Source organism: Aureibaculum algae (assembly GCF_006065315.1).
In the GTDB taxonomy this organism is placed as follows: Bacteria; Bacteroidota; Bacteroidia; order Flavobacteriales; family Flavobacteriaceae; genus Aureibaculum; species Aureibaculum algae.
Window position 1 is genome coordinate 2,786,029 of sequence record NZ_CP040749.1, and the last position, 19,978, is coordinate 2,806,006.

Annotated in this window: 18 protein-coding genes; 12 read left to right on the forward strand and 6 right to left on the reverse strand. The window is 30.3% G+C overall.

Features of this window, described 5'->3' with window-relative positions; all coding sequences use genetic code 11:
• Window positions 1-315 precede the first annotated feature (315 nt).
• Window positions 316-1,371: an IS110 family RNA-guided transposase gene (locus FF125_RS11645; RefSeq protein WP_138949303.1), complete on the reverse strand. Its 1,056-nt coding sequence runs from the start codon at window positions 1,369-1,371 to the stop codon at window positions 316-318.
• Between the two features lie 156 nt (window positions 1,372-1,527).
• Between FF125_RS11645 and FF125_RS11650 the strand changes: the two genes are divergently transcribed.
• The 3 genes from FF125_RS11650 to FF125_RS11660 all read left to right on the forward strand — a co-directional run bounded on the left by FF125_RS11650 (window position 1,528) and on the right by FF125_RS11660 (window position 4,143).
• The gene (locus FF125_RS11650) at window positions 1,528-2,058 is read left to right on the forward strand and encodes a helix-turn-helix domain-containing protein (protein ID WP_138949924.1); all 531 of its coding nucleotides are present in this window, start codon (window positions 1,528-1,530) and stop codon (window positions 2,056-2,058) included.
• A complete protein-coding gene (locus FF125_RS11655) occupies window positions 2,046-2,882 on the forward strand; it encodes an IS3 family transposase (protein ID WP_250629752.1) in 837 nt (278 codons plus the stop codon). The genes FF125_RS11650 and FF125_RS11655 overlap by 13 nt, the downstream gene beginning before the upstream one ends.
• A 67-nt stretch (window positions 2,883-2,949) precedes the next feature.
• Window positions 2,950-4,143: an IS256 family transposase gene (locus FF125_RS11660; protein WP_138949166.1), complete on the forward strand. Its 1,194-nt coding sequence runs from the start codon at window positions 2,950-2,952 to the stop codon at window positions 4,141-4,143.
• 232 nt (window positions 4,144-4,375) lie between these two features.
• Here FF125_RS11660 and FF125_RS11665 read toward each other — a convergent pair whose 3' ends face one another.
• From FF125_RS11665 to FF125_RS11675, 3 genes are all read right to left on the reverse strand, one after another.
• Entirely contained in the window at window positions 4,376-5,368 is a 993-nt protein-coding gene (locus tag FF125_RS11665; protein ID WP_138948262.1) for an IS110 family RNA-guided transposase, read from the reverse strand.
• A 260-nt stretch (window positions 5,369-5,628) separates the two neighbouring features.
• A complete protein-coding gene (locus FF125_RS11670; RefSeq protein ID WP_138949926.1) occupies window positions 5,629-6,786 on the reverse strand; it encodes an MFS transporter in 1,158 nt (385 codons plus the stop codon).
• A gap of 5 nt (window positions 6,787-6,791) precedes the next feature.
• Window positions 6,792-7,367, reverse strand: coding sequence for an HD domain-containing protein (locus FF125_RS11675; protein WP_138949927.1), 576 nt, complete (start codon window positions 7,365-7,367; stop codon window positions 6,792-6,794).
• 75 nt (window positions 7,368-7,442) lie between these two features.
• Here FF125_RS11675 and FF125_RS11680 point away from each other — a divergent pair, with 75 nt between their 5' ends.
• A complete protein-coding gene (locus tag FF125_RS11680; protein WP_138949928.1) occupies window positions 7,443-7,997 on the forward strand; it encodes a Crp/Fnr family transcriptional regulator in 555 nt (184 codons plus the stop codon).
• A 347-nt stretch (window positions 7,998-8,344) separates the two neighbouring features.
• On the opposite strand, the gene FF125_RS11685 is transcribed toward FF125_RS11680, so the two are convergent.
• Window positions 8,345-9,400, reverse strand: coding sequence for an IS110 family RNA-guided transposase (locus tag FF125_RS11685; RefSeq protein WP_138948250.1), 1,056 nt, complete (start codon window positions 9,398-9,400; stop codon window positions 8,345-8,347).
• 229 nt (window positions 9,401-9,629) lie between these two features.
• Between FF125_RS11685 and FF125_RS11690 the strand changes: the two genes are divergently transcribed.
• The 8 genes from FF125_RS11690 (at window position 9,630) to FF125_RS11720 (ending at window position 18,017) form a co-directional block, all read left to right on the forward strand.
• Window positions 9,630-10,001: a transposase gene (locus FF125_RS11690; protein WP_138949929.1), complete on the forward strand. Its 372-nt coding sequence runs from the start codon at window positions 9,630-9,632 to the stop codon at window positions 9,999-10,001.
• A 194-nt stretch (window positions 10,002-10,195) separates the two neighbouring features.
• Window positions 10,196-10,702 (forward strand): YkgJ family cysteine cluster protein, encoded by a 507-nt coding sequence (locus FF125_RS11695; protein WP_138949930.1) that lies wholly within the window; start codon window positions 10,196-10,198, stop codon window positions 10,700-10,702.
• A 535-nt stretch (window positions 10,703-11,237) separates the two neighbouring features.
• Window positions 11,238-12,473, forward strand: coding sequence for a site-specific integrase (locus FF125_RS11700; protein ID WP_138949931.1), 1,236 nt, complete (start codon window positions 11,238-11,240; stop codon window positions 12,471-12,473).
• 694 nt (window positions 12,474-13,167) lie between these two features.
• Complete coding sequence (locus FF125_RS11705) at window positions 13,168-13,836, forward strand: response regulator (protein ID WP_138949932.1); 669 nt, start codon at window positions 13,168-13,170, stop codon at window positions 13,834-13,836.
• A gap of 160 nt (window positions 13,837-13,996) precedes the next feature.
• Complete coding sequence (locus tag FF125_RS11710; RefSeq protein ID WP_138949933.1) at window positions 13,997-14,623, forward strand: hypothetical protein; 627 nt, start codon at window positions 13,997-13,999, stop codon at window positions 14,621-14,623.
• Window positions 14,624-14,716: 93 nt separating this feature from the next.
• Window positions 14,717-14,890: a hypothetical protein gene (locus FF125_RS21915; protein ID WP_175418914.1), complete on the forward strand. Its 174-nt coding sequence runs from the start codon at window positions 14,717-14,719 to the stop codon at window positions 14,888-14,890.
• A 60-nt stretch (window positions 14,891-14,950) separates the two neighbouring features.
• Window positions 14,951-15,871 (forward strand): carboxypeptidase-like regulatory domain-containing protein, encoded by a 921-nt coding sequence (locus FF125_RS11715; protein ID WP_138949934.1) that lies wholly within the window; start codon window positions 14,951-14,953, stop codon window positions 15,869-15,871.
• Window positions 15,861-18,017: a peptidase domain-containing ABC transporter gene (locus tag FF125_RS11720; RefSeq protein ID WP_175418915.1), complete on the forward strand. Its 2,157-nt coding sequence runs from the start codon at window positions 15,861-15,863 to the stop codon at window positions 18,015-18,017. Before FF125_RS11715 ends, FF125_RS11720 begins: the two co-directional genes overlap by 11 nt.
• A gap of 1,385 nt (window positions 18,018-19,402) precedes the next feature.
• Here FF125_RS11720 and FF125_RS11725 read toward each other — a convergent pair.
• A complete protein-coding gene (locus FF125_RS11725) occupies window positions 19,403-19,933 on the reverse strand; it encodes a dihydrofolate reductase family protein (RefSeq protein WP_138949936.1) in 531 nt (176 codons plus the stop codon).
• Window positions 19,934-19,978 lie beyond the last annotated feature (45 nt).

Here is a 19,978-nt window from a genome sequence, read left to right on the forward strand (position 1 = left end):
AAGCACTTTCCCGAGTCTTAGGTTAAATATACAATATTTTTCTTTTTTTTAATTCATGATATTATTTTTAGTGTTGAACTGTTGATTACGCTTTTTGCGTTATCAATAATTCAATGCTAGCTTTATAAAACTCCGCATCCTATATGTGGTATCCGTCTTTAGCGAATCCACCAGCATCTCTATGATGATTTTGGCAAACAAGGCAACTTGCTATAAATATGTGATAACTGTATTAGAGTTTCACCTACGGTGTTTTGTTGTCCTATCTTTTGTGCCAATTTTATAATGAGTTTTAAGCTTGTTTTATGTTTTTATTTAACTAACTACACCTACTTCATAAGGAATTTCAGTTCTAATTACTGCATGAATTCGACTCAAGAGTTTCCTCGCTACTTTTACCAATATGCGTTTGACATCTTTACCTGAATGTGACCGATAATAGGCCTGCATAACTGGATCAAAACGCAACGCTTGCCAAGTAGCTTCTACCAAATAACTACGCATTAGCCGATTTGCTCTTGGGGTTAACCCTGAAGTTTTGAGATTATCTCCACTTTGGTGTACCCAGGGAACCAATCCTACATAACTGGCTAATTGTTTGAAATTTTTAAAACGCCTTAAATCACCCAATTCACATAATAATCCACAAGCTACTATGCCTCCTACTCCCGGAACTGATCGTAATAAATAATAATCTTTCTTATAATGCTTACGACAATAGGCAAGTAATTTTGTACTCACATCTCGCTTTTGCTTATCTATATATTCATAGGTAATAAGACGTGTCTCAAAACAATAATCCATTGTAGGATATTCAAAAGTCAAATTTCTTAACCAATCTCTAAAATTATGAGACCAATGACTATTGTCAAATGGCTTTGGAATTTCAATCCCCAAATACAACAATTGCATCTTTATTTGAGTCTTTATTTTTCGATGTTCTTTAACCAGCTCATTTCTTCGACGAAACAAACATCTTAACTGCTCTCGTTCTATTGAAGGAACATGAATTCCTTTGAGTCGGCCATCCTTTAATTCTTTACATAACATACGTGCATCGATCTTGTCGGTCTTTTGAAACTGGGCCTTGGCTGGACGATGAACATCTGCAGGGTTAACAACCTTTGCATGCCATCCAAATGAAATAAAATGTCGATAATGACTAAAGCCACAACAACCCGATTCATAACAGCAATAAACAGTATATCCCTTAAAATGCCTATCCACATACTTTTTTAAACTAAATGCATCTGGTGGAATAGTTAACGATGATCCATCAAAAAGATCCGTTGCAGTACGAATTTTCCAACTTCGCTTGTGTACGTCAATTCCAATAAATAACTTTGATCTAGTAGTATCCTTTGTTTTCATAATAATAAGTTTTTGAACCTTAAAGTTATTAACTAAACTTTGGATACTGCTTTTACATGGTTGCTATAATTAATGGCTAGTTCTGGCTTGCTTACGAAAATCCTCGTGGATTTTGAACTGCCCCCAAAAAGTTAGACACTATTTGAGGGTGTTTTTATGGAAAGAAAAGTTAAGTACAATTATGATTTTAAACTTCGCTGCGTAAGGCAAGTTTTAAATCACCATCAAACAGTAGAGGCTGTTTCAAAATTATATGGTTGCCATCATACAACGCTTCACGATTGGATTCGCTTTTATGAAAAGTATGGTAAAAAGGCTTTATTGCCTAGAAAAAACAAGGTTTACACTTTGCCTTTCAAACTTAAAGTTTTAGAAACTATTGATAAAGATTTATTATCTTTCAGTCAAGCCTGTTTAGAGTTTAATATTCCTACTAAATCTGTAATTATGAAATGGCAACGTAATTATAAACAAAACGGTATTATTGGCTTAAACCATAAACCAAGAGGTAAACCAAAATCTATGCAATTTAAAAGAGCAAAAAAGAAGTCTAATAAACCTTTAACTCGAGAAGAGGAACTTTTATTAGAAAATGAATCTTTAAGAGCAGAACTAGACTTGCTAAAAAAGTTACAAGCCTTAATTCAAGAAGAGCAAAGCAAAAAGCAAAAGCCATTACAGAATTAAGGCATAAGTATGATTTAGATATATTACTACATCATACAAATATGGCAAGAAGCAGTTATTATTATCATAATAAAAGAAGTCTTGTAATTGATAAATATGAAGTGATAAAACGATTGATTAACCAGATATATCATCATCACAAAGGAAGATATGGTTATAGAAGAATCACTTTAGAAATCAACAAAAAAGGAATTCTTGTAAATCATAAAACGATATTAAAATTAATGCGTGAATTAGGTTTAAAAAGTTTAATAAGAATCAAAAGATATAAATCTTATAAGGGACAAGTAGGTCAAACAGCTCCAAACATATTACAACGTAATTTTAAAGTTGTAAAACCAAATAAAAAATGGGCAACAGATATTACAGAATTTAAAGTCTTTGGTAAAAAACTCTATCTATCACCAATAATTGATTTATTTAATGGAGAAATAATAAGTTATGAATTATCTGAAAGGCCTAATTTTAAACAAGTTGTTACGATGTTAAAAAAGTCTTTTAAAAAAATACCTAATCAAACGAACTTAATATTACATTCAGATCAAGGTTGGCAATATCAAATGAAACAATATCAAAGATTATTAAAAGAAAAAGGAATTACTCAAAGTATGTCTCGAAAGGGAAATTGTTTAGACAATGCTGTAATAGAAAATTTCTTTGGTATACTAAAATCTGAATTGTTTTATTTGAATAAGTATAGGTCAATAACTCAGTTAAAGAAAGACATAAAAGAGTATATAAAATATTATAATAACGAAAGAATTAAACCAAATTTAAAAGGAATGAGCCCGATTGAAGGGACTGTGCAATATTTTGTGTTTTAGCGATTATTTAGTTGAAAAATGATTTTGAAATTCATAGGCAAAAAATTTACCTTTAAATTTTTATCTTATGAACACAGAATTAGAAAAACAGTTGGAAGCCTTACTTGGTAAAATCACTAACAAAGAAGACTTTGATCAAGTCAAAGAACAATTACTTAAACGCGGTATTGAATCACTTTTAAGAGCAGAAATGACGGCTCATTTAGGTTACCAAAAAGGTGATTCCATAATTGCAAACAACCAGCGTAATGGTTTTTCACAGAAGACCATAAAAACGCAAAATGGAGAACAACGTATCCAAATCCCAAGAGATAGAGAGGCTAGTTTTGATCCAGTTATAGTTCCAAAACATCAGTCGATCAGTCAAGAATTAGAAGACTGTATCCAATTGCTTTACGCTAAGGGTATGAGCAATTTGGATATAATCGACTTTATCCACCGTACCTATGGTGTTAATTATTCAACATCACAGGTATCGATTATTACCAATCAATTATTAGAGGACATCAAGCTCTGGCAGAATAGGCCTTTAGAAGACGTTTATCCTATAATTTGGATAGATGCCATTCACTATAAAATAAGACAGGAAGGCAAGGTTATCTCTAAAGCTTGTATGATAGTTTTAGGTGTTAATACCGAAGGGCAACAGGATATTTTGAGCATGCATATTGTTGAAACCGAAAAAGCATCTGCTTGGATGTCTATTTTAGATGATCTGCGCTCTCGTGGAGTGAAAGATATTTTCTTTTTATGCTCGGATAACCTACCAGGACTTGACAAAGCGGTAGAAGCTATTTTCCCGGATAGCATAAGACAGATCTGTATTGTACATCAAATTAGAAACTCACTAAAATACGTGAGTTACAAAGACAGAAAAGCAATAATGACGGATATTAAAGGCATTTACCAAGCAGATAATGAACAGTTCGCTTTAGAAGCTCTCCAAATATTTAAACAAAATTGGGAACATAAATACGTATCTGCCGTACAGTCTTGGGAGAATAATTGGGATAACTTGACCGCTTTTTTAAATTATCCTAAAGAAATAAGAAAACTTATTTACACAACTAATATCATTGAAAGTTTTAATGCAAGTCTTAGAAAATATACGCGTAACAAAAAAGTGTTCCCTAATGATGATGCAGCCTTGAAATCCATCTATTTAGCGGCACAAAGCATCAGTGCAAAATGGAAGAAAACACGTTTTAAATGGGGACAAATCTACAATCAATTGTATATTTGTTTTCCAAACAGGTTATAAATCAAAAAAGTTAACCTATGAATTTTGAAATTATTTTTCAAAAACACAAAATTTTGGATAAACTCCGATTGAATATCGAGTTCATTATTATCAAAATTAATTATAAATTTGTCTAATCTTTTGGGTGCAGTCTATTTTCTATTCGGTTTTTATTTGCTAAATTAGGTGCTTAAACACGCCACTAATCATACACGTATTCCAAGGTCAAATCCTAATAATTTATAACTTATTTTTAAGCTGCATATTTTTGGATTTCTACATAAGGCGTTCCTCTTTTCACTACTGCAAATGCTCTTGATAAAATCTTATTTCTAACATTATTTAAAGCAACCATTTTTGGTTTACCTTCTTCGAGTTTCTTCTTGTAATATTGTTTTAGTTCTTTATCGCACTGTATAGCACTCACGCTGGCAAGTGTTAAAAGTGTTTTCATTTTTCTATCTCCTATATGGTGTATTCTATTCCTTCTTCTAATACTGGTTCCAGAACTGTGTTCAAAAGGTGCAACACCACAATAGCTAGAAAATTGTCGCCAACTATTGAATCGTTTAAAGTTGCTCGTGTGATATATAATCTGACAAGAAAGTATTAATCCGACTCCTTTTAAGGTATTTAGAAGCTTAAAATTCTTATCGAGTGATTTATCACTTTTCATTAATTTTTTAATACAAAGTTCTAGAGCTTCAATTTGTTTTGTGAGATAATGAATGGTCTTTTTGATAATTCTACAACAGTTGTCGGTTGAAGGACTACTAAGTAAAGATTGCATTTCTTTAAGGCTACTCATCTTGCCTGTTCGATCTCTTACTAGCTGTTCTCTAATCGATAATAATCTGCCCAACTCTTGAACGTGATTTTCTTTTGGTGTACTAAGAAGTAGTTCTTCTTTATGTAACCAAGCATACCTAGCTATCATACCCGCATCAAGTTTATCTGTTTTACCTCTAACAATACCTACAGATCGTTTGATTGCTAAGGGACTTTGTTCAATATAATCTATATTGTTTTCTGATAGGTAAACACTCAGTTTTGTAGAGTAATGTCCTGTATTCTCAAAACAGAAAAAATAGACTTGCTCTTTTAAATACGTTTCCGTCCATGACAATAGTGCTTTGTAACCCTTAGTAGTGTTAGAAAACACTCGATGTACTGCTCTGTTATGGATATGTGCATCGATTGTTAATTTAGATACATCAATTCCTATAACATCTACATAATTTTTCATATTTTTAAATATTATTTCCTTTTAAAAAGAAATGATTAATAAATGTTGCAATGACTATCACCTTTATTAGGAAAAAATTCCTGGTATTCCAAATGGTCCTAAGCAACCTAAGAGAGACAAGAGGACTCATACGTATATAGGAACTGCTATTCCAAAGACCGTTATAGTTCTCCTCTTGTTTCTTAGTAAAGTTAATTAACTATTTAATAGCACGGTAAAGTAAAGAAGACCGTTGTAAAACATTTACCACTAGCCATACTTTAACCTTTCTTATAGGTAAAAAGCATATAAACTAGAGAAGAAAATGTTATTATAGCATAAAAATAGAATACAATAAAAACCTCTGAAATACCATTTTGATAATACCATCCAGAACCAAGAGCCCCTAGACCAATTCCAATTTCTAAAGCTATAAACATAGTAGCAATAGCTTTACCCTTTTCTTTCGGATTGCATAAATCGACCGTCCAAGCATTTAAAGTTGGAGCTAATATGCCTATGGCAATCCCATAGATACAAGCTCCAACTACTAAACCATTTTTTGTTTGATAAAAACCTAGTATAAGAAAAGATATAGAAAGAAAAATTAATCCCATAATGATTATTAATTGACGACTATATTTATCTGACAATTTTCCAGCAACAAATCTAATCAATAATGACGCTAGAGTAAAAATAATAAAAAATAGACCTTTATTCATTATTCCTAAATAATTTGATAATAAAGGAATAAGTGTTAATACGATACCAAATGACAAATAGGAAATAAATGTAATTATTGCAGGATAAATAACTTTTACATCAATAATATCATTCTTTTTTATTCTTAAAAAAGAGATTTGAAAGTTCCTTTTATCAACTAAAGTTTCTTTTAAATTTATAATACATAATATTGATAATAATGAAATAAATGACGAACAGTAAAACAAAAAATTATATGACTGATGTAGTTTTATAAAACTACCCAAAACAGGACCTAAAGCTAAACCTGAACTAAAAAAAAGACTTTGTATTCCTAAAGCTTCTCCCCAACGATTTGAAGGTATAATATCCGTTAAAAAGGCTGCAAAAGCCGTTGGGCTAAAACCTGTTGAAAAGCCGTGTAAAAACCTTAAAAGTAAAAAACCATAAACTGTTGTTAAAATTGGATATAGAAAACCACATATAATACACACGATTATTCCAATTAACATTACAGGTTTTCTTCCAATAGTATCGGTTAATTTTCCACTAAAAGGTCTTGAAACACCAGCTGTAAGTGTAAATAATGCGATAATTAAACCTATATATTTTTTTCCTCCAAGGCTTTCTAAATAAGTTGGAAGTTCAGGAATTAACATATTATAGCTAGATGAAAACAGTAATGAACTCAAACATATAAGTCCAAAATCAAAAGTATAGATAGATTTATTTTTCATACGAACTATCTATTATAAAGTGATTTAATTGTTTTCTCTACATATTCCCAAATAGTGCTGGAACCTAACTTAATCTTTTCTGTTTTTTTAATAACATTCTCATAAATTACATTAAACTCAAACCAAGTACCACCATTATTTGATTGATTTTGAAGTACAGGCTGAAACCTATCCATTGCTTTTGCAAATTTAGCTTCACTCGTTTCTCCTTCCTCGAATTCTTTCCAAATTGCAATTAAATCCTCTGCTTGGTTCTTTGGTAAAATTCCAAAAATACGTTTTGCAGCAACAAATTCTTCAGCTGTATTATCGTGATTTTTTTTTGTGTCAAATAAAAAAGTATCACCAGCATCTATTTCAACAATATCGTGAATCAATAACATTTTTAAAACCTTTAAAACATCAATATTTTCATTGGAATGTTCGTCCAAAATAATTGCCATTAATGATAAATGCCAACTATGTTCTGCATCATTTTCTCTCCTGTTACTATTAAATAACCTCGTTTTACGCTCAATATATTTTAGTTTATCTACTTCTTTGATAAACTCAATTTGCTTTTTTAATCGACTTGATTCCATATTTGTTAATCTTAAGACTACAAATAAAAAGTAATACCTTTGATTTATAAAGGACATTTGTCTCAACTGAAAAAAATGATTAGAACAAATATTGAACTATTGGAATATATTGAAGCATTTAGAAATTCAATTCATTATTTTATTGAAGAGGAAATTCAAAAGGAGCAAAAAATAATATACCAGAATAGAAATAGCTCTTTTGGGTATATTATTAAAAATGGCATTGCAAAATGTTTTTTAACGGATGAGAATGGAAATGATTTTATTCAAGAATTTTTTAGTGAAGGAGAATTATTTGGAGAAATTGAAATAATAAATAATACTAATAACTTTTGCACAGTTGAATCTATTTCAGAAATGACCGTTTATAAAATATCTAAAACCAACTTTCAATATCTTTTAGAAAATGACCAAAAATTTAATAATTTAATTATGAAATCATTTGCGAAAAAAATTCAATATAAAGCAGTAAGACATTCTTATAATCAACTGCATTCTATTAAATCTAATCTTTTTAGATTGCAACAATCAACTTTAGATTTTATGGAAATTATTTCAAAAAATGATATCGCAAGCTATTTAGGAATTAGTTTAAGAAGTTTAAATAGGATTTTAAAAGATAAGAGTTAACAAAAACGTTTTACAACACCATATCCTATGTAAAGCACTTTCCCGAGTCTTAGGTTAAATATACAATATTTTTCTTTTTTTTAATTCATGATATTATTTTTAGTGTTGAACTGTTGATTACGCTTTTTGCGTTATCAATAATTCAATGCTAGCTTTATAAAACTCCGCATCCTATATGTGGTATCCGTCTTTAGCGAATCCACCAGCATCTCTATGATGATTTTGGCAAACAAGGCAACTTGCTATAAATATGTGATAACTGTATTAGAGTTTCACCTACGGTGTTTTGTTGTCCTATCTTTTGTGCCAATTTTATAATGAGTTTTAAGCTTGTTTTATGTTTTTATTTAACTAACTACACCTACTTCATAAGGAATTTCAGTTCTAATTACTGCATGAATTCGACTCAAGAGTTTCCTCGCTACTTTTACCAATATGCGTTTGACATCTTTACCTGAATGTGACCGATAATAGGCCTGCATAACTGGATCAAAACGCAACGCTTGCCAAGTAGCTTCTACCAAATAACTACGCATTAGCCGATTTGCTCTTGGGGTTAACCCTGAAGTTTTGAGATTATCTCCACTTTGGTGTACCCAGGGAACCAATCCTACATAACTGGCTAATTGTTTGAAATTTTTAAAACGCCTTAAATCACCCAATTCACATAATAATCCACAAGCTACTATGCCTCCTACTCCCGGAACTGATCGTAATAAATAATAATCTTTCTTATAATGCTTACGACAATAGGCACGTAATTTTGTACTCACATCTCGCTTTTGCTTATCTATATATTCATAGGTAATAAGACGTGTCTCAAAACAATAATCCATTGTAGGATATTCAAAAGTCAAATTTCTTAACCAATCTCTAAAATTATGAGACCAATGACTATTGTCAAATGGCTTTGGAATTTCAATCCCCAAATACAACAATTGCATCTTTATTTGAGTCTTTATTTTTCGATGTTCTTTAACCAGCTCATTTCTTCGACGAAACAAACATCTTAACTGCTCTCGTTCTATTGAAGGAACATGAATTCCTTTGAGTCGGCCATCCTTTAATTCTTTACATAACATACGTGCATCGATCTTGTCGGTCTTTTGAAACTGGGCCTTGGCTGGACGATGAACATCTGCAGGGTTAACAACCTTTGCATGCCATCCAAATGAAATAAAATGTCGATAATGACTAAAGCCACAACAACCCGATTCATAACAGCAATAAACAGTATATCCCTTAAAATGCCTATCCACATACTTTTTTAAACTAAATGCATCTGGTGGAATAGTTAACGATGATCCATCAAAAAGATCCGTTGCAGTACGAATTTTCCAACTTCGCTTGTGTACGTCAATTCCAATAAATAACTTTGATCTAGTAGTATCCTTTGTTTTCATAATAATAAGTTTTTGAACCTTAAAGTTATTAACTAAACTTTGGATACTGCTTTTACATGGTTGCTAAAATTAATTGCTGGTTCTAGCCTACTTACGAAAGTCCTCGCGGACTTTCTATCTGTGATTTATTTGCTAACTTTAGTGCTTAAAACACGCAACTAATCTTATACAAACACGTTAACTGCAATTATGACCCGTCCTGAATAAAGGCTACATAATTTTAAACATTATGTATAGAAATGACAAAGTAATTAGACGGTATTCAGAACCATTTAAATTGAAAATATTAGCCGAACTTACCACCGGAAAACACACAAAGAGCGAACTTTGTAAACTCTACTCTATTGCACCAACAACAGTCAATGAGTGGATTAAAAAGTACAATCGTAAAGACTTAATGAACACCAGAGTAAAAGTGGAAACAAAAGACGAAATATCTAGAATTAAAACCCTTCAAAAAGAAATTGAACAGCTAAAAAAACTACTACTTAAAAAGGATCTAGATGCTATGGTATTAGATTCTTACCTAGAAGTAGCTGCTGAAGATCTAGGATATAAATCTGTTGCTGAGCTAAAAAAAAAGCTAAGTATAAAGCCTTAATCAAAGCTAAAGAGAAATCTAAGGGATTTGCTTCTTTAACATGACCCGTCCTGAAATAAGGCTACATAATTTGCAACAAGTTTGCATTAAAATAATAGTATTAGACTAATATGAATTATTGTATACTTATTGAAGTTTTGCACTTTTCTAAAGTTTACGTATTTTAGACAAACGGTTAAAAATAATCTGTAAAAATGACACCAATAGAACTGGATATTCAAAAAATAGATAATATCAGTAAACAGAAGGAACAAGAAAATCTAAAGTTTCGTACTTTTCTAAAAGGACAAGATGATGTAAAATTGGATAGGATTGTGCATAGGTTGAATAAGTGTGTAGAAAGTCAAATTGACTGTACCGATTGTGGAAATTGTTGTAAAAATTTGAGGCCCTGTGTTAATAGTATGGAAATTGACACCCTGAAGTCAATTGATAAAGTTTCGCGAGAATATTTTGTAGAAAATTTTATTGAACAAAATGAATTAGAAGATATTAAATTTCTAAAAGGCACCCCCTGTAAGTATTTAATTGATAAAAAATGTTCTATTTATGATGTTAGACCAAATGATTGTAAATCTTACCCACATATTAATAAAAAAAAATTTAATTCAAGAACTTGGGGTATTATTGAAAATTACGCGATTTGCCCAATTGTTTTCAATGTGATTGAAAGATTAAAAACGGAATTAAGATTTAGATAATTTTTTAAATATAATGATAATTGCAACCTGACCGTTAATAATAATAATAATAATAATAATACGCAATCGCGAAGCGATTTCTTGAGTCTAACGGGTATTTCCATACATTAATCTGTTGATCTATTCAAGTCCATTAATCATTAATCCTAATTAATTTTCAAACCATTAAATATATTTTTATCTTTATACCTGTAAAAACGAATAGATTTTGTTTTTAAATAGTTCTTTTTGACTTTAGTGTGTAATTCGGTGAACGCATACAGTTAAAAGTGTTTTAAAATTATGATATACAGGGTGTTACGTATTTTTATTTAATCCTGCCACCCCGACTTTTTAACAAATCAATTAGTAACAAAAACTTGATAATCGTATGATTATCAAGTTTTTGCAGTTTTAGAACTATCATTTAATTTGAATTGATTTAGTTAAAAAAGTGACCTATTCGGTTACCTTTTTATAAATCCCATAAAAAAGGTAACCGAATTGTTAAGATTTGACTTTTGTTTTAATGTTCAATTTTTTAAAACAAAAACGTATGAAAACCACAAACACATTCAGTATTCTATTTTGGTTAAAACTTGCAAATGCTAAAAATGGAAAGGCAACGCTTTATGCCCGAATTACAGTAAATGGTAAACGAGCAGAGTTATCTCTAAAGAGAAAAGTCACTATTTCTAATTGGAATCCTCAAAAGACTAGATTAAAAGGCTCTAGTGATGAAGCCAGACTTATCAATAATTATCTTGAACAGGTCAATGCCCAACTTTTTCAAACCTATCAAAAGTTAAAGAACGAAAAGAAATTAGTTACCGCTAGTATCATTAAAGGCCAATTTTCTGGGGATGAAAACCGTCACGCTCTATCTGATATTATTGAATATCATAATGAGCATATGAAATCTACATTACGTTGGGGAACGCAAAAGAACTACTTTACAACCCATAAGTATATTTTCCTTTTTCTTAAACAAAAACATAAAACATCAGATATGTTCTTGTCTGAACTTGGTTATAAATTCATTATTGATTTTGAACGCTTTTTAAGACATCAAAAGTCTATGGGCAACAATACCGTAATGAAACACATAGAACGATTACGTAAAATGATTACACTAGCTTACAAGATGGAATGGATAGACAAAGACCCGTTCCTTAATTTCGAAGCTAAATACGAAAAAAAGGAAAGAACATTTTTAACCCTTGAAGAATTACAGGCTATTGAAAAGAAAAAATTTAATATTCTAAGGTTACAACTCATTAAAGACCTCTTTGTATTTAGTTGCTATACAGGATTGTCTTATGGGGATGTTATGGGTTTAACCATTAATAGTTTATGTATTGGAATCGATAAAAAGCGATGGATATATTTACAAAGACAAAAGACCAGTATTCCCGTTAAGATTCCATTATTAACCAAAGCATTAGAAATAATCGAAAAATACAAGCTTTACCCCTCCTCCATTAATAAAGAGAGCTTGTTTCCTACTATTTCTAATCAGAAACTAAATTCTTACTTAAAAGAAATAGCGGATGTATGCGGTATAACGAAGAACTTAACGTTTCATATTGCCAGACATACTTTTGCTACAACAGTAACTTTAAGTAATGGCGTTCCCATAGAAACTGTATCAAAATTATTAGGTCATTCTAAAATTACAACTACCCAAATATATGCGAAAGTAATTGAAAGAAAAGTTAGTGATGATATGCAGAAACTTCATGATGTGTTTGAAAACACCAAAACAAACGAAACAAATGCCAAGCAACAATAAACGTTTTTAAACTTGTGGATTTAGAGGCTGGTGTATGTGGATGAGAATCCACCAGTTTAAAAATGAACCAAATCCGCCTGAGCGGATGCGGTAGCTTTTACTCCTTTCAGATTGACATAAAAAGCAATAAATTTTACAAATTGTTACAATTTTGCTGTAAAAAATTACCTGTTTCTAGGGCGTTTAGAGTTTTTTACAGTAAAAATGGTAAAAAGATATCTTGAGAAATGGAATTAAAGTGCTGTAGGGCAATGGATTATAGAAAAGTAACATCGCGAAGCGTGTTACCCTCTTGCTCTTCCCTTAGTTTTGTAAACACACTTTATATAGAGATTTTTTTATGATAGTAAGTACTTGTAATCAGTAACTTTATATCGGGGGAAAACTCTCAATAATTATAATTTGTGACCAAACTGATAAGGGCGAATTATACGCTTCTCAAAGTTCTAAGACTTATGCTTTATTTGATAAAAGCCCATATCAGTTATCTTCGGACCGGCATCAGATGGAAATTCAGGTTTTAAGACCTATTATCAGTGGTTCGATGGTTATCTGGATACTGGTCGTTTATCTAATCTTATTCGTTATGAACAAAATAAAGCATGGCATTACCTTACTAGAAGTGAGGATTATTGTTGCTTAAAATTTAAAATTTTCTTTAACTTGCCTACAATAATATTGCTAATTAAAACGCATGAAGAAAATATTGAAAATTTTAATTATTGAAGACTATAAGATGGTTGTTAATGGATACGAAACACTTTTAAAACATACCGATTTTGGATGTGAATTCAAAATAGATATTGCATATAACTGCACAGATGCCCACACTAAAATTGAACAATCTTCAAAAGGAAAAAGTTATGACATCATTTTTTTGGACATTCAATTACCTGCTTCTACAGACGGTAAACTTTTATCAGGAGAAGATTTGGGCATTAAAATAAATAAATTATTGCCCGATGCTAAAATTTTAGTAAACACTTTTTTAACCGATAATTACAGGCTTTTCAATATTCTGAAGAGTATAAAGCCCAATGCAATGTTGACCAAAAACGAGGCTGGCTCTGAAGAAATAGTAGAAGCCTTAAAATCAATAATCAATGGCAATTTATATTATAGCAACTTCATATTAAAGTTACTTAACAATGATGATTATGGTAAATATAAAATCGATAAAACGGACAGACAATTACTTTATCAACTTTCTTTGGGTACTAAAATGAAGGATCTTCCAAACTTTTTACCATTGGAAATGGCAGGAATTGAAAAAAGAAAAAGGCGTCTTAAAAGAATTTTTAATATAAAAACCACAGGCAATAAAGAATTGTTAGGTGTTGCTAAGGAAAAAGGTTTTATTTAAACGTATCCAAGTCTTTGGATAAGGTGGTTTTGCCTTACCACATACAAGGTATATTTGAGAATAGTTTTTATAGCTTAGCATAAGTTTAAATAAACATTAGGAGGGAAGACCTAGTTTAGAGTAACTAAATTACCTATCCTATTTATATATCAATAAATTTTTGAACACAAAACATCTCAATTACTATTGGATTATTCCAATACTTCTACTTTTAATATTTCTATTTGAATATTATATGACGTTGAGTTATATGGAAGAAATGTATAAATATACGAATGCAGAAGTACGGACAGAAGCAATAATCCAACAAAAGAATAGCTTTTATATAAAATTCATACAAGATTTGGTCTTTATTGTTTTACAATTTATAGGTTGCTTTATTTGTTTAAATATTGGACTGTTGTTTTTTAATTATAAGGTGAAAATTAAAAATATTTTAAAGGCTATTACAGTCAGTTTTTTGGCAATAGTAATTGTCCAAATAGTGGTTATTGGTATTGTTAAATTTAGCAACCTAACGTTTACGGTTGGATCTTTGCAAAGTATTGAAGATAAATTATATGTAACAAATTATATTAATAACCTAAATATACCAACTTATTTGTTAATGCCATTAGATATAATTAGTTTAACTCATATTGTTTTTGTTTTGTTATTGGCGTATGCTATTAAATTATTGATTAAGAAGAATTACTTAAAGTCTTTGATTTTTACTGCAAAAACATACGGGGTTGGTGTTGCAATATGGTTTGTGTTTGCCATGGTAATGGAAATGAATTTTAACTAACTATCAATATTAGGTCTAGATAGAAAAGGTTTGCTTATATAACCTTCACAAAAAAATAAGAAAAATTTAATATTAATTTAAACTTTTAAAATTATGAAAGAATTATCTTTAGAAAAATTAGAAAACCTTGAAGGAGGAAAGTTTTGGGGAAAAGAAGATGTGAATGTATATTCAGAAGATGGGTGTACTAAAACAACATATCGTAGACGTTATGCCTTTTGGATAAAATATGATTCGGAACCAATAGATGTTCAATACATTTGTTAATTTAACTCTAAAAGAGGTTGTAAAAGAATAAATAGACAGCCTCTTTTTTATTAAAAATTTATGAAATCATTTTTTATATTTCTTATTATTATAAAATGTTCCTTGGCATTTTCTCAAGAGTTATCCTTTACTGTGTTGGATGAAGATACTAACATTCCGTTAGAATATGTAGGAGTGGAAATATTGGGGACTCATAATGGAATTTATACTAATAATCAAGGAGAATTTCAATTAGAAAATTCAGTAGATAGTATTCAAATAACTCACATAGGATATTACAAGTTGAAATTGAAAGTTTCTGGAATTTCAGATATTATTTTTTTAAAACCTAAATCTGAAATGCTTGATGAGGTTATAGTTAATAATGGTAGAGCTCAAGAAAAAACGATTGGTTATATTGGGAAGAATAATTCATTATCATGGACAATAAAAGAAAAAAATGAACTTACAACTTTAGTTAGAAATAAGAAAAATTTTAAAAATAGTTATATTAAAAATATTTATATTCCAATTGGTAAAAGTCGTATTGAATTGGTTGACAATAAAGCAGTTGAAAGTTCTCCAAAATTTAATAGTACTTTTAGAGTTCATTTGTATTCAAATAAAAATAATGAACCAGGAGAAAATTTATTAAAAACCCCAATTCTTATAAAGTGCAATCAAGATTCCGATAATATAATTGAAGTAAATCTAGAGAATGAATTTATATCCTACCCCGAAGAAGGTGTATTTATTGGAGTAGAAATGATTGGTTTACTGGATGAACAAGAAAATGTAATTCATGAAAAATCAAAGAGTTCTATTCTACCTTCTTTCAAATTCACAAAACAGAAAGTAAGAAACGTTTTCTCAGTTTCATATACTAAGGCCAAATTTTTAGGAACGGGTTGGGTTAAAATAGATAAAAACAGTAAAGCTCTTGCACATATTTCAGAATATAATATGGCAGTTAGTTTGACTTTGGATGTTTATGAGAATTAAAATACATAATCAACAACAAGATCAATCTGATTGTGGTGTAGTTTGTTTAAAAACTGTACTTAATTATTTTGAAAGTGATAGTCCTTTAGAAAGATTAAGAGAATATAGTGGTACTTCTTCCAATGGCACAACCATGTTGGGTTTATTACAATGTGCCAATAAGGTTGGTTTAATGACAAAGGGCTATGAAGCTACATTAGATGATTTAAAAGAAACAAAGGAGATAGCGATTCTACATACCGTTATTGAAAATGAATTGTACCATTATATAGTTTGTTTTGGTTACAATGAAAAAAATGACACCTTTTTAATCAGCAACCCTTCAAGTTCTAAAGCAGGATATATTTCATCGAAAGAGTTAGATATAATTTGGCAATCTAAAGCTCTATTAATATGTAAACCTTCTGAGTATTTGCCAAAGAAAAAAAGTGTCAGAAAACAGAAAATATCTTGGTTATTCACCTACATTAAAGAAGATTTAAACTTATTGTCGATGGCACTTTTATTGGGTGTACTATTGGCAGTATTAAGTTTGGCTACCGCTGTTTATTCTCAAAAACTCATTGATGTTTTATTACCTTCCAAGGATGTTTTTAAAATATATGCAAGTGTTGCATTATTGTTTTTCCTTTTTCTTGTTACAGCCTTTATCAGCTATATAAGAAGTATATTTTTAATAAGGCAAAGTAAAGATTTTAACATAAGGGTGATAGGGTACTTTTATGGTAATCTACTAAAGCTTCCAAAATCTTTCTTCGATACAAGAAAAATCGGTGATATGATTGCTAGAATGAACGATACAAGCAGAATTCAGCGAACTGTTGCCAATATTATTGGAAATATAATGATTGATATTTTAATGATTTTCGTATCCACCATTGCAATTTTTAGTTACAATAAGATGCTCGGTTATATTACACTCTTCTGGATTCCCATTTTCACTTTGATCGTCTTTTATTTTAATCCAAAGATAATAAAGGCCCAACGTTTAACGATGCAGGCTTATGCTAAAAATGAAAGTAATTATATCGATACCATTCAAGGAATTGAAACTATAAAGGCTAACAATAAAGGGTTAAATTTTTCAAACAAAACGAAATCTGTTTATGAATTTTTTCAAACATCAATTTACAATTTAGGTAAATTGGGTATGAATTTTGGCATTGCTAATCAACTTATTTCCAGCATATTTATTATTGTCACCATTAGTTTTAGCATTTATTTGGTTTTGAATGGCAGTATTACCGCAGGTGTAATCATTGCAATTCTACAATTGGTTGGAATTTTAATGGGTTCGACCTCAAATTTAGCAATGGCAAATATTCAAATTCAAGAAGCCAAAATTGCTATAGATAGAATGTTTGAATTTACATCATTAGAATCAGATAGTAATAAGGGTTTTAACATAGAATCTTTCCAATCTCTAGAAATTAAAACCCTCTCTTTCCGTTTTGCAGGTAGAAGCCAATTACTAAAAAATATCAATTTGCACATCAAAAAAGGAGAATTTGTCGCTGTTGTTGGGGAAAGTGGAAGCGGCAAAAGCACATTGGGGCAAATTATACAACAATTTTATCCTTTTGAGAACGGAACGATAATCGTCAATAATAAACATGAACTTAAAAGTATTTCCACAGAGCATTGGCGTAATATTGTGGGTGTTATTCCTCAAGAAATTAATATTTTTAGTGGAAATGTAATAGACAATATTTTATTAGGAAGTAAAGACAATCCAGAAAATGTGGTTAAGTTCTGTCAAGAAAATGGTTTTGAAAAGTTTATATCAGAATTACCTCAAGGATTTGCCACCTTATTGGGAGAAGAAGGTATCAACCTCTCCGGTGGACAAAAACAAATAATTGCTTTGGCAAGAGTATTGTATAAAAAACCTCAATTTTTAATTTTAGACGAGGCTACTTCTGCAATGGACAGAAATACTGAAAAATTTACTATTAACTTGATATCAAAGTTAAAGAAAGATATCGCCGTTTTATTTATTTCGCACCGCCTACATACCTTAAAGAATACCGCTGACCGTATTTATGTATTGGAAAATGGTATTATTACTTCTCAAGGTAATCATGAATTGTTACTAGAATCTACTAATTTTTACAGTGAATTCTGGGAAGATTTAATTCTCAAATAAATGACATTTTTATAAAATATTTTCAACGTCCGAAGGATTTATTATTTTTGTAAACTATTTTACAAATCGAGATTCATATAGAAATTGAAAAAAACAAATAAACTTGCTTGCTTTACGAAACATTTTGTCTTCTTGAACGCTAGTCTAATGACAATAAGATTATTAAGTTGACAAGCATGAAAATATTAAAATTAATTATTAGTAGCATTTGTTTTATACAAAAAACAAAATTATGTTTGCCACACCTTAACAAAAGGTAAAACAAAACAAAAGTTCTTATCATATAAGTTACCTATTCGGTTACCAAGTGTAATAAATAAAATGTAACTTTTTGATTATTAAAAATATAGGGTGGATAATTAACATTCTGCCACCCCGACCATTAAAAGCCTAAAGAATCAAAGATTCTTTAGGCTTTTTTTATTTGTTTACATTGCCATCGTAGATGAGCATAAGTAAACAAATAAAAAAAGACGCAAAAATGGCATCGCCATTTTAGGCTTTTAATGAGCAACAACCCCATCACAGGATCACGACGAGAAACGAGGAGTAATCCTGTAAATTAACCATTATCTACTATTTAATATCTTTCTTTAAGAAAATACTACATAACAATCACGACGAGGAACGAGGCGTAATCCTGTAAATTTCCAATATTACCTGAATTTACCATATATAAACCAATCAACGATGACAACGAGAAACGAGGAGTAATCCTGTAAATTAACCATTATCTACTATTTAATATCTTTCTTTAAGAAAATACTACATAACAATCACGACGAGGAACGAGGCGTAATCCTGTAAATTTCCAATATTACCTGAATTCACCATATATAAACCAATCAACGATGACAACGAGGAATGGGAAGTAATCCTGTAAATTAACCATTATCTACTATTTAATATCTTTCTTTAAGAAAATACTACATAACAATCACGACGAGGAACGAGGCGTAATCCTTTTGATTTAAATATTACTTGAATTTACTATATAGTCACCAATTAATGATCACGACGAGAAAAGATGCGTAATCCTGTTTATTCCCACTATCTAAAATTTAATATCTCTTTTATATAAATCCCCATTACAGGATTACAACAAATAATCCTGTCATACTCTATATGGTAAAAGAGCAGTCCTGCCTCTTATGAGAAAAACAACTATTTCAAATTGGAATACCAAAAAAATTAGATTAAAAAGAGTTCGTAATAAAGCCAGATTAATCAATACTTATATTAAATAGGTCCTACGAAATTAGTTTTGGCTCTACGGCCTGTTTTTCTAAAATCTAAAAAAAATGGAAGACATATAAAAGGACAGTAATACTACCTTAGCAGATGACTGCGATAAGAATAATAATTTATTCTTACAGAAAAAAGATTTATTTTTTATCATAAGTTAGATTTACAAGCCCATCTTTAAAGGATTTTGTTTCAATCAACTTCCATTTGTTCGTAGACTTAGAAGTTCCAAACAAACGGACACCTTCTCCTAAAACTATTGGATTCAGCTTAATTTTGAGTTGATCAATCATTCCATGATCTAAAAGCCATCCAGCAAAATTTCCTCCACCACATAAATAAATATCTGATGTGGCGTGTGCTTTAATTTTTTTTACACGGTCGATGGACATTTCTTCAACATGAACAGTAGGTGCCATATTTTCTATTTCCATTGATTCTGAAAAAATAAAATGTTCCATTTTAGGATATACGGGTTGCCCTGCTTGAAGCCCATATTGAAAACCAAATTCATAGGTTTTTCTACCCATTATAACAACCTTAAATTTTAATAAGTCGTTCTGGTATTTTTCAACTCCCTCTCCCTTCTGAATAAATTGACTAATATCATTATTCTTTCCACTAATAAATCCGTCAAGTGAACTTGCTACATAGTATATAATTTTTTGCATAATCTCAATTTAATGTTATCAGTACTTGATTTACCGTGTAATCAT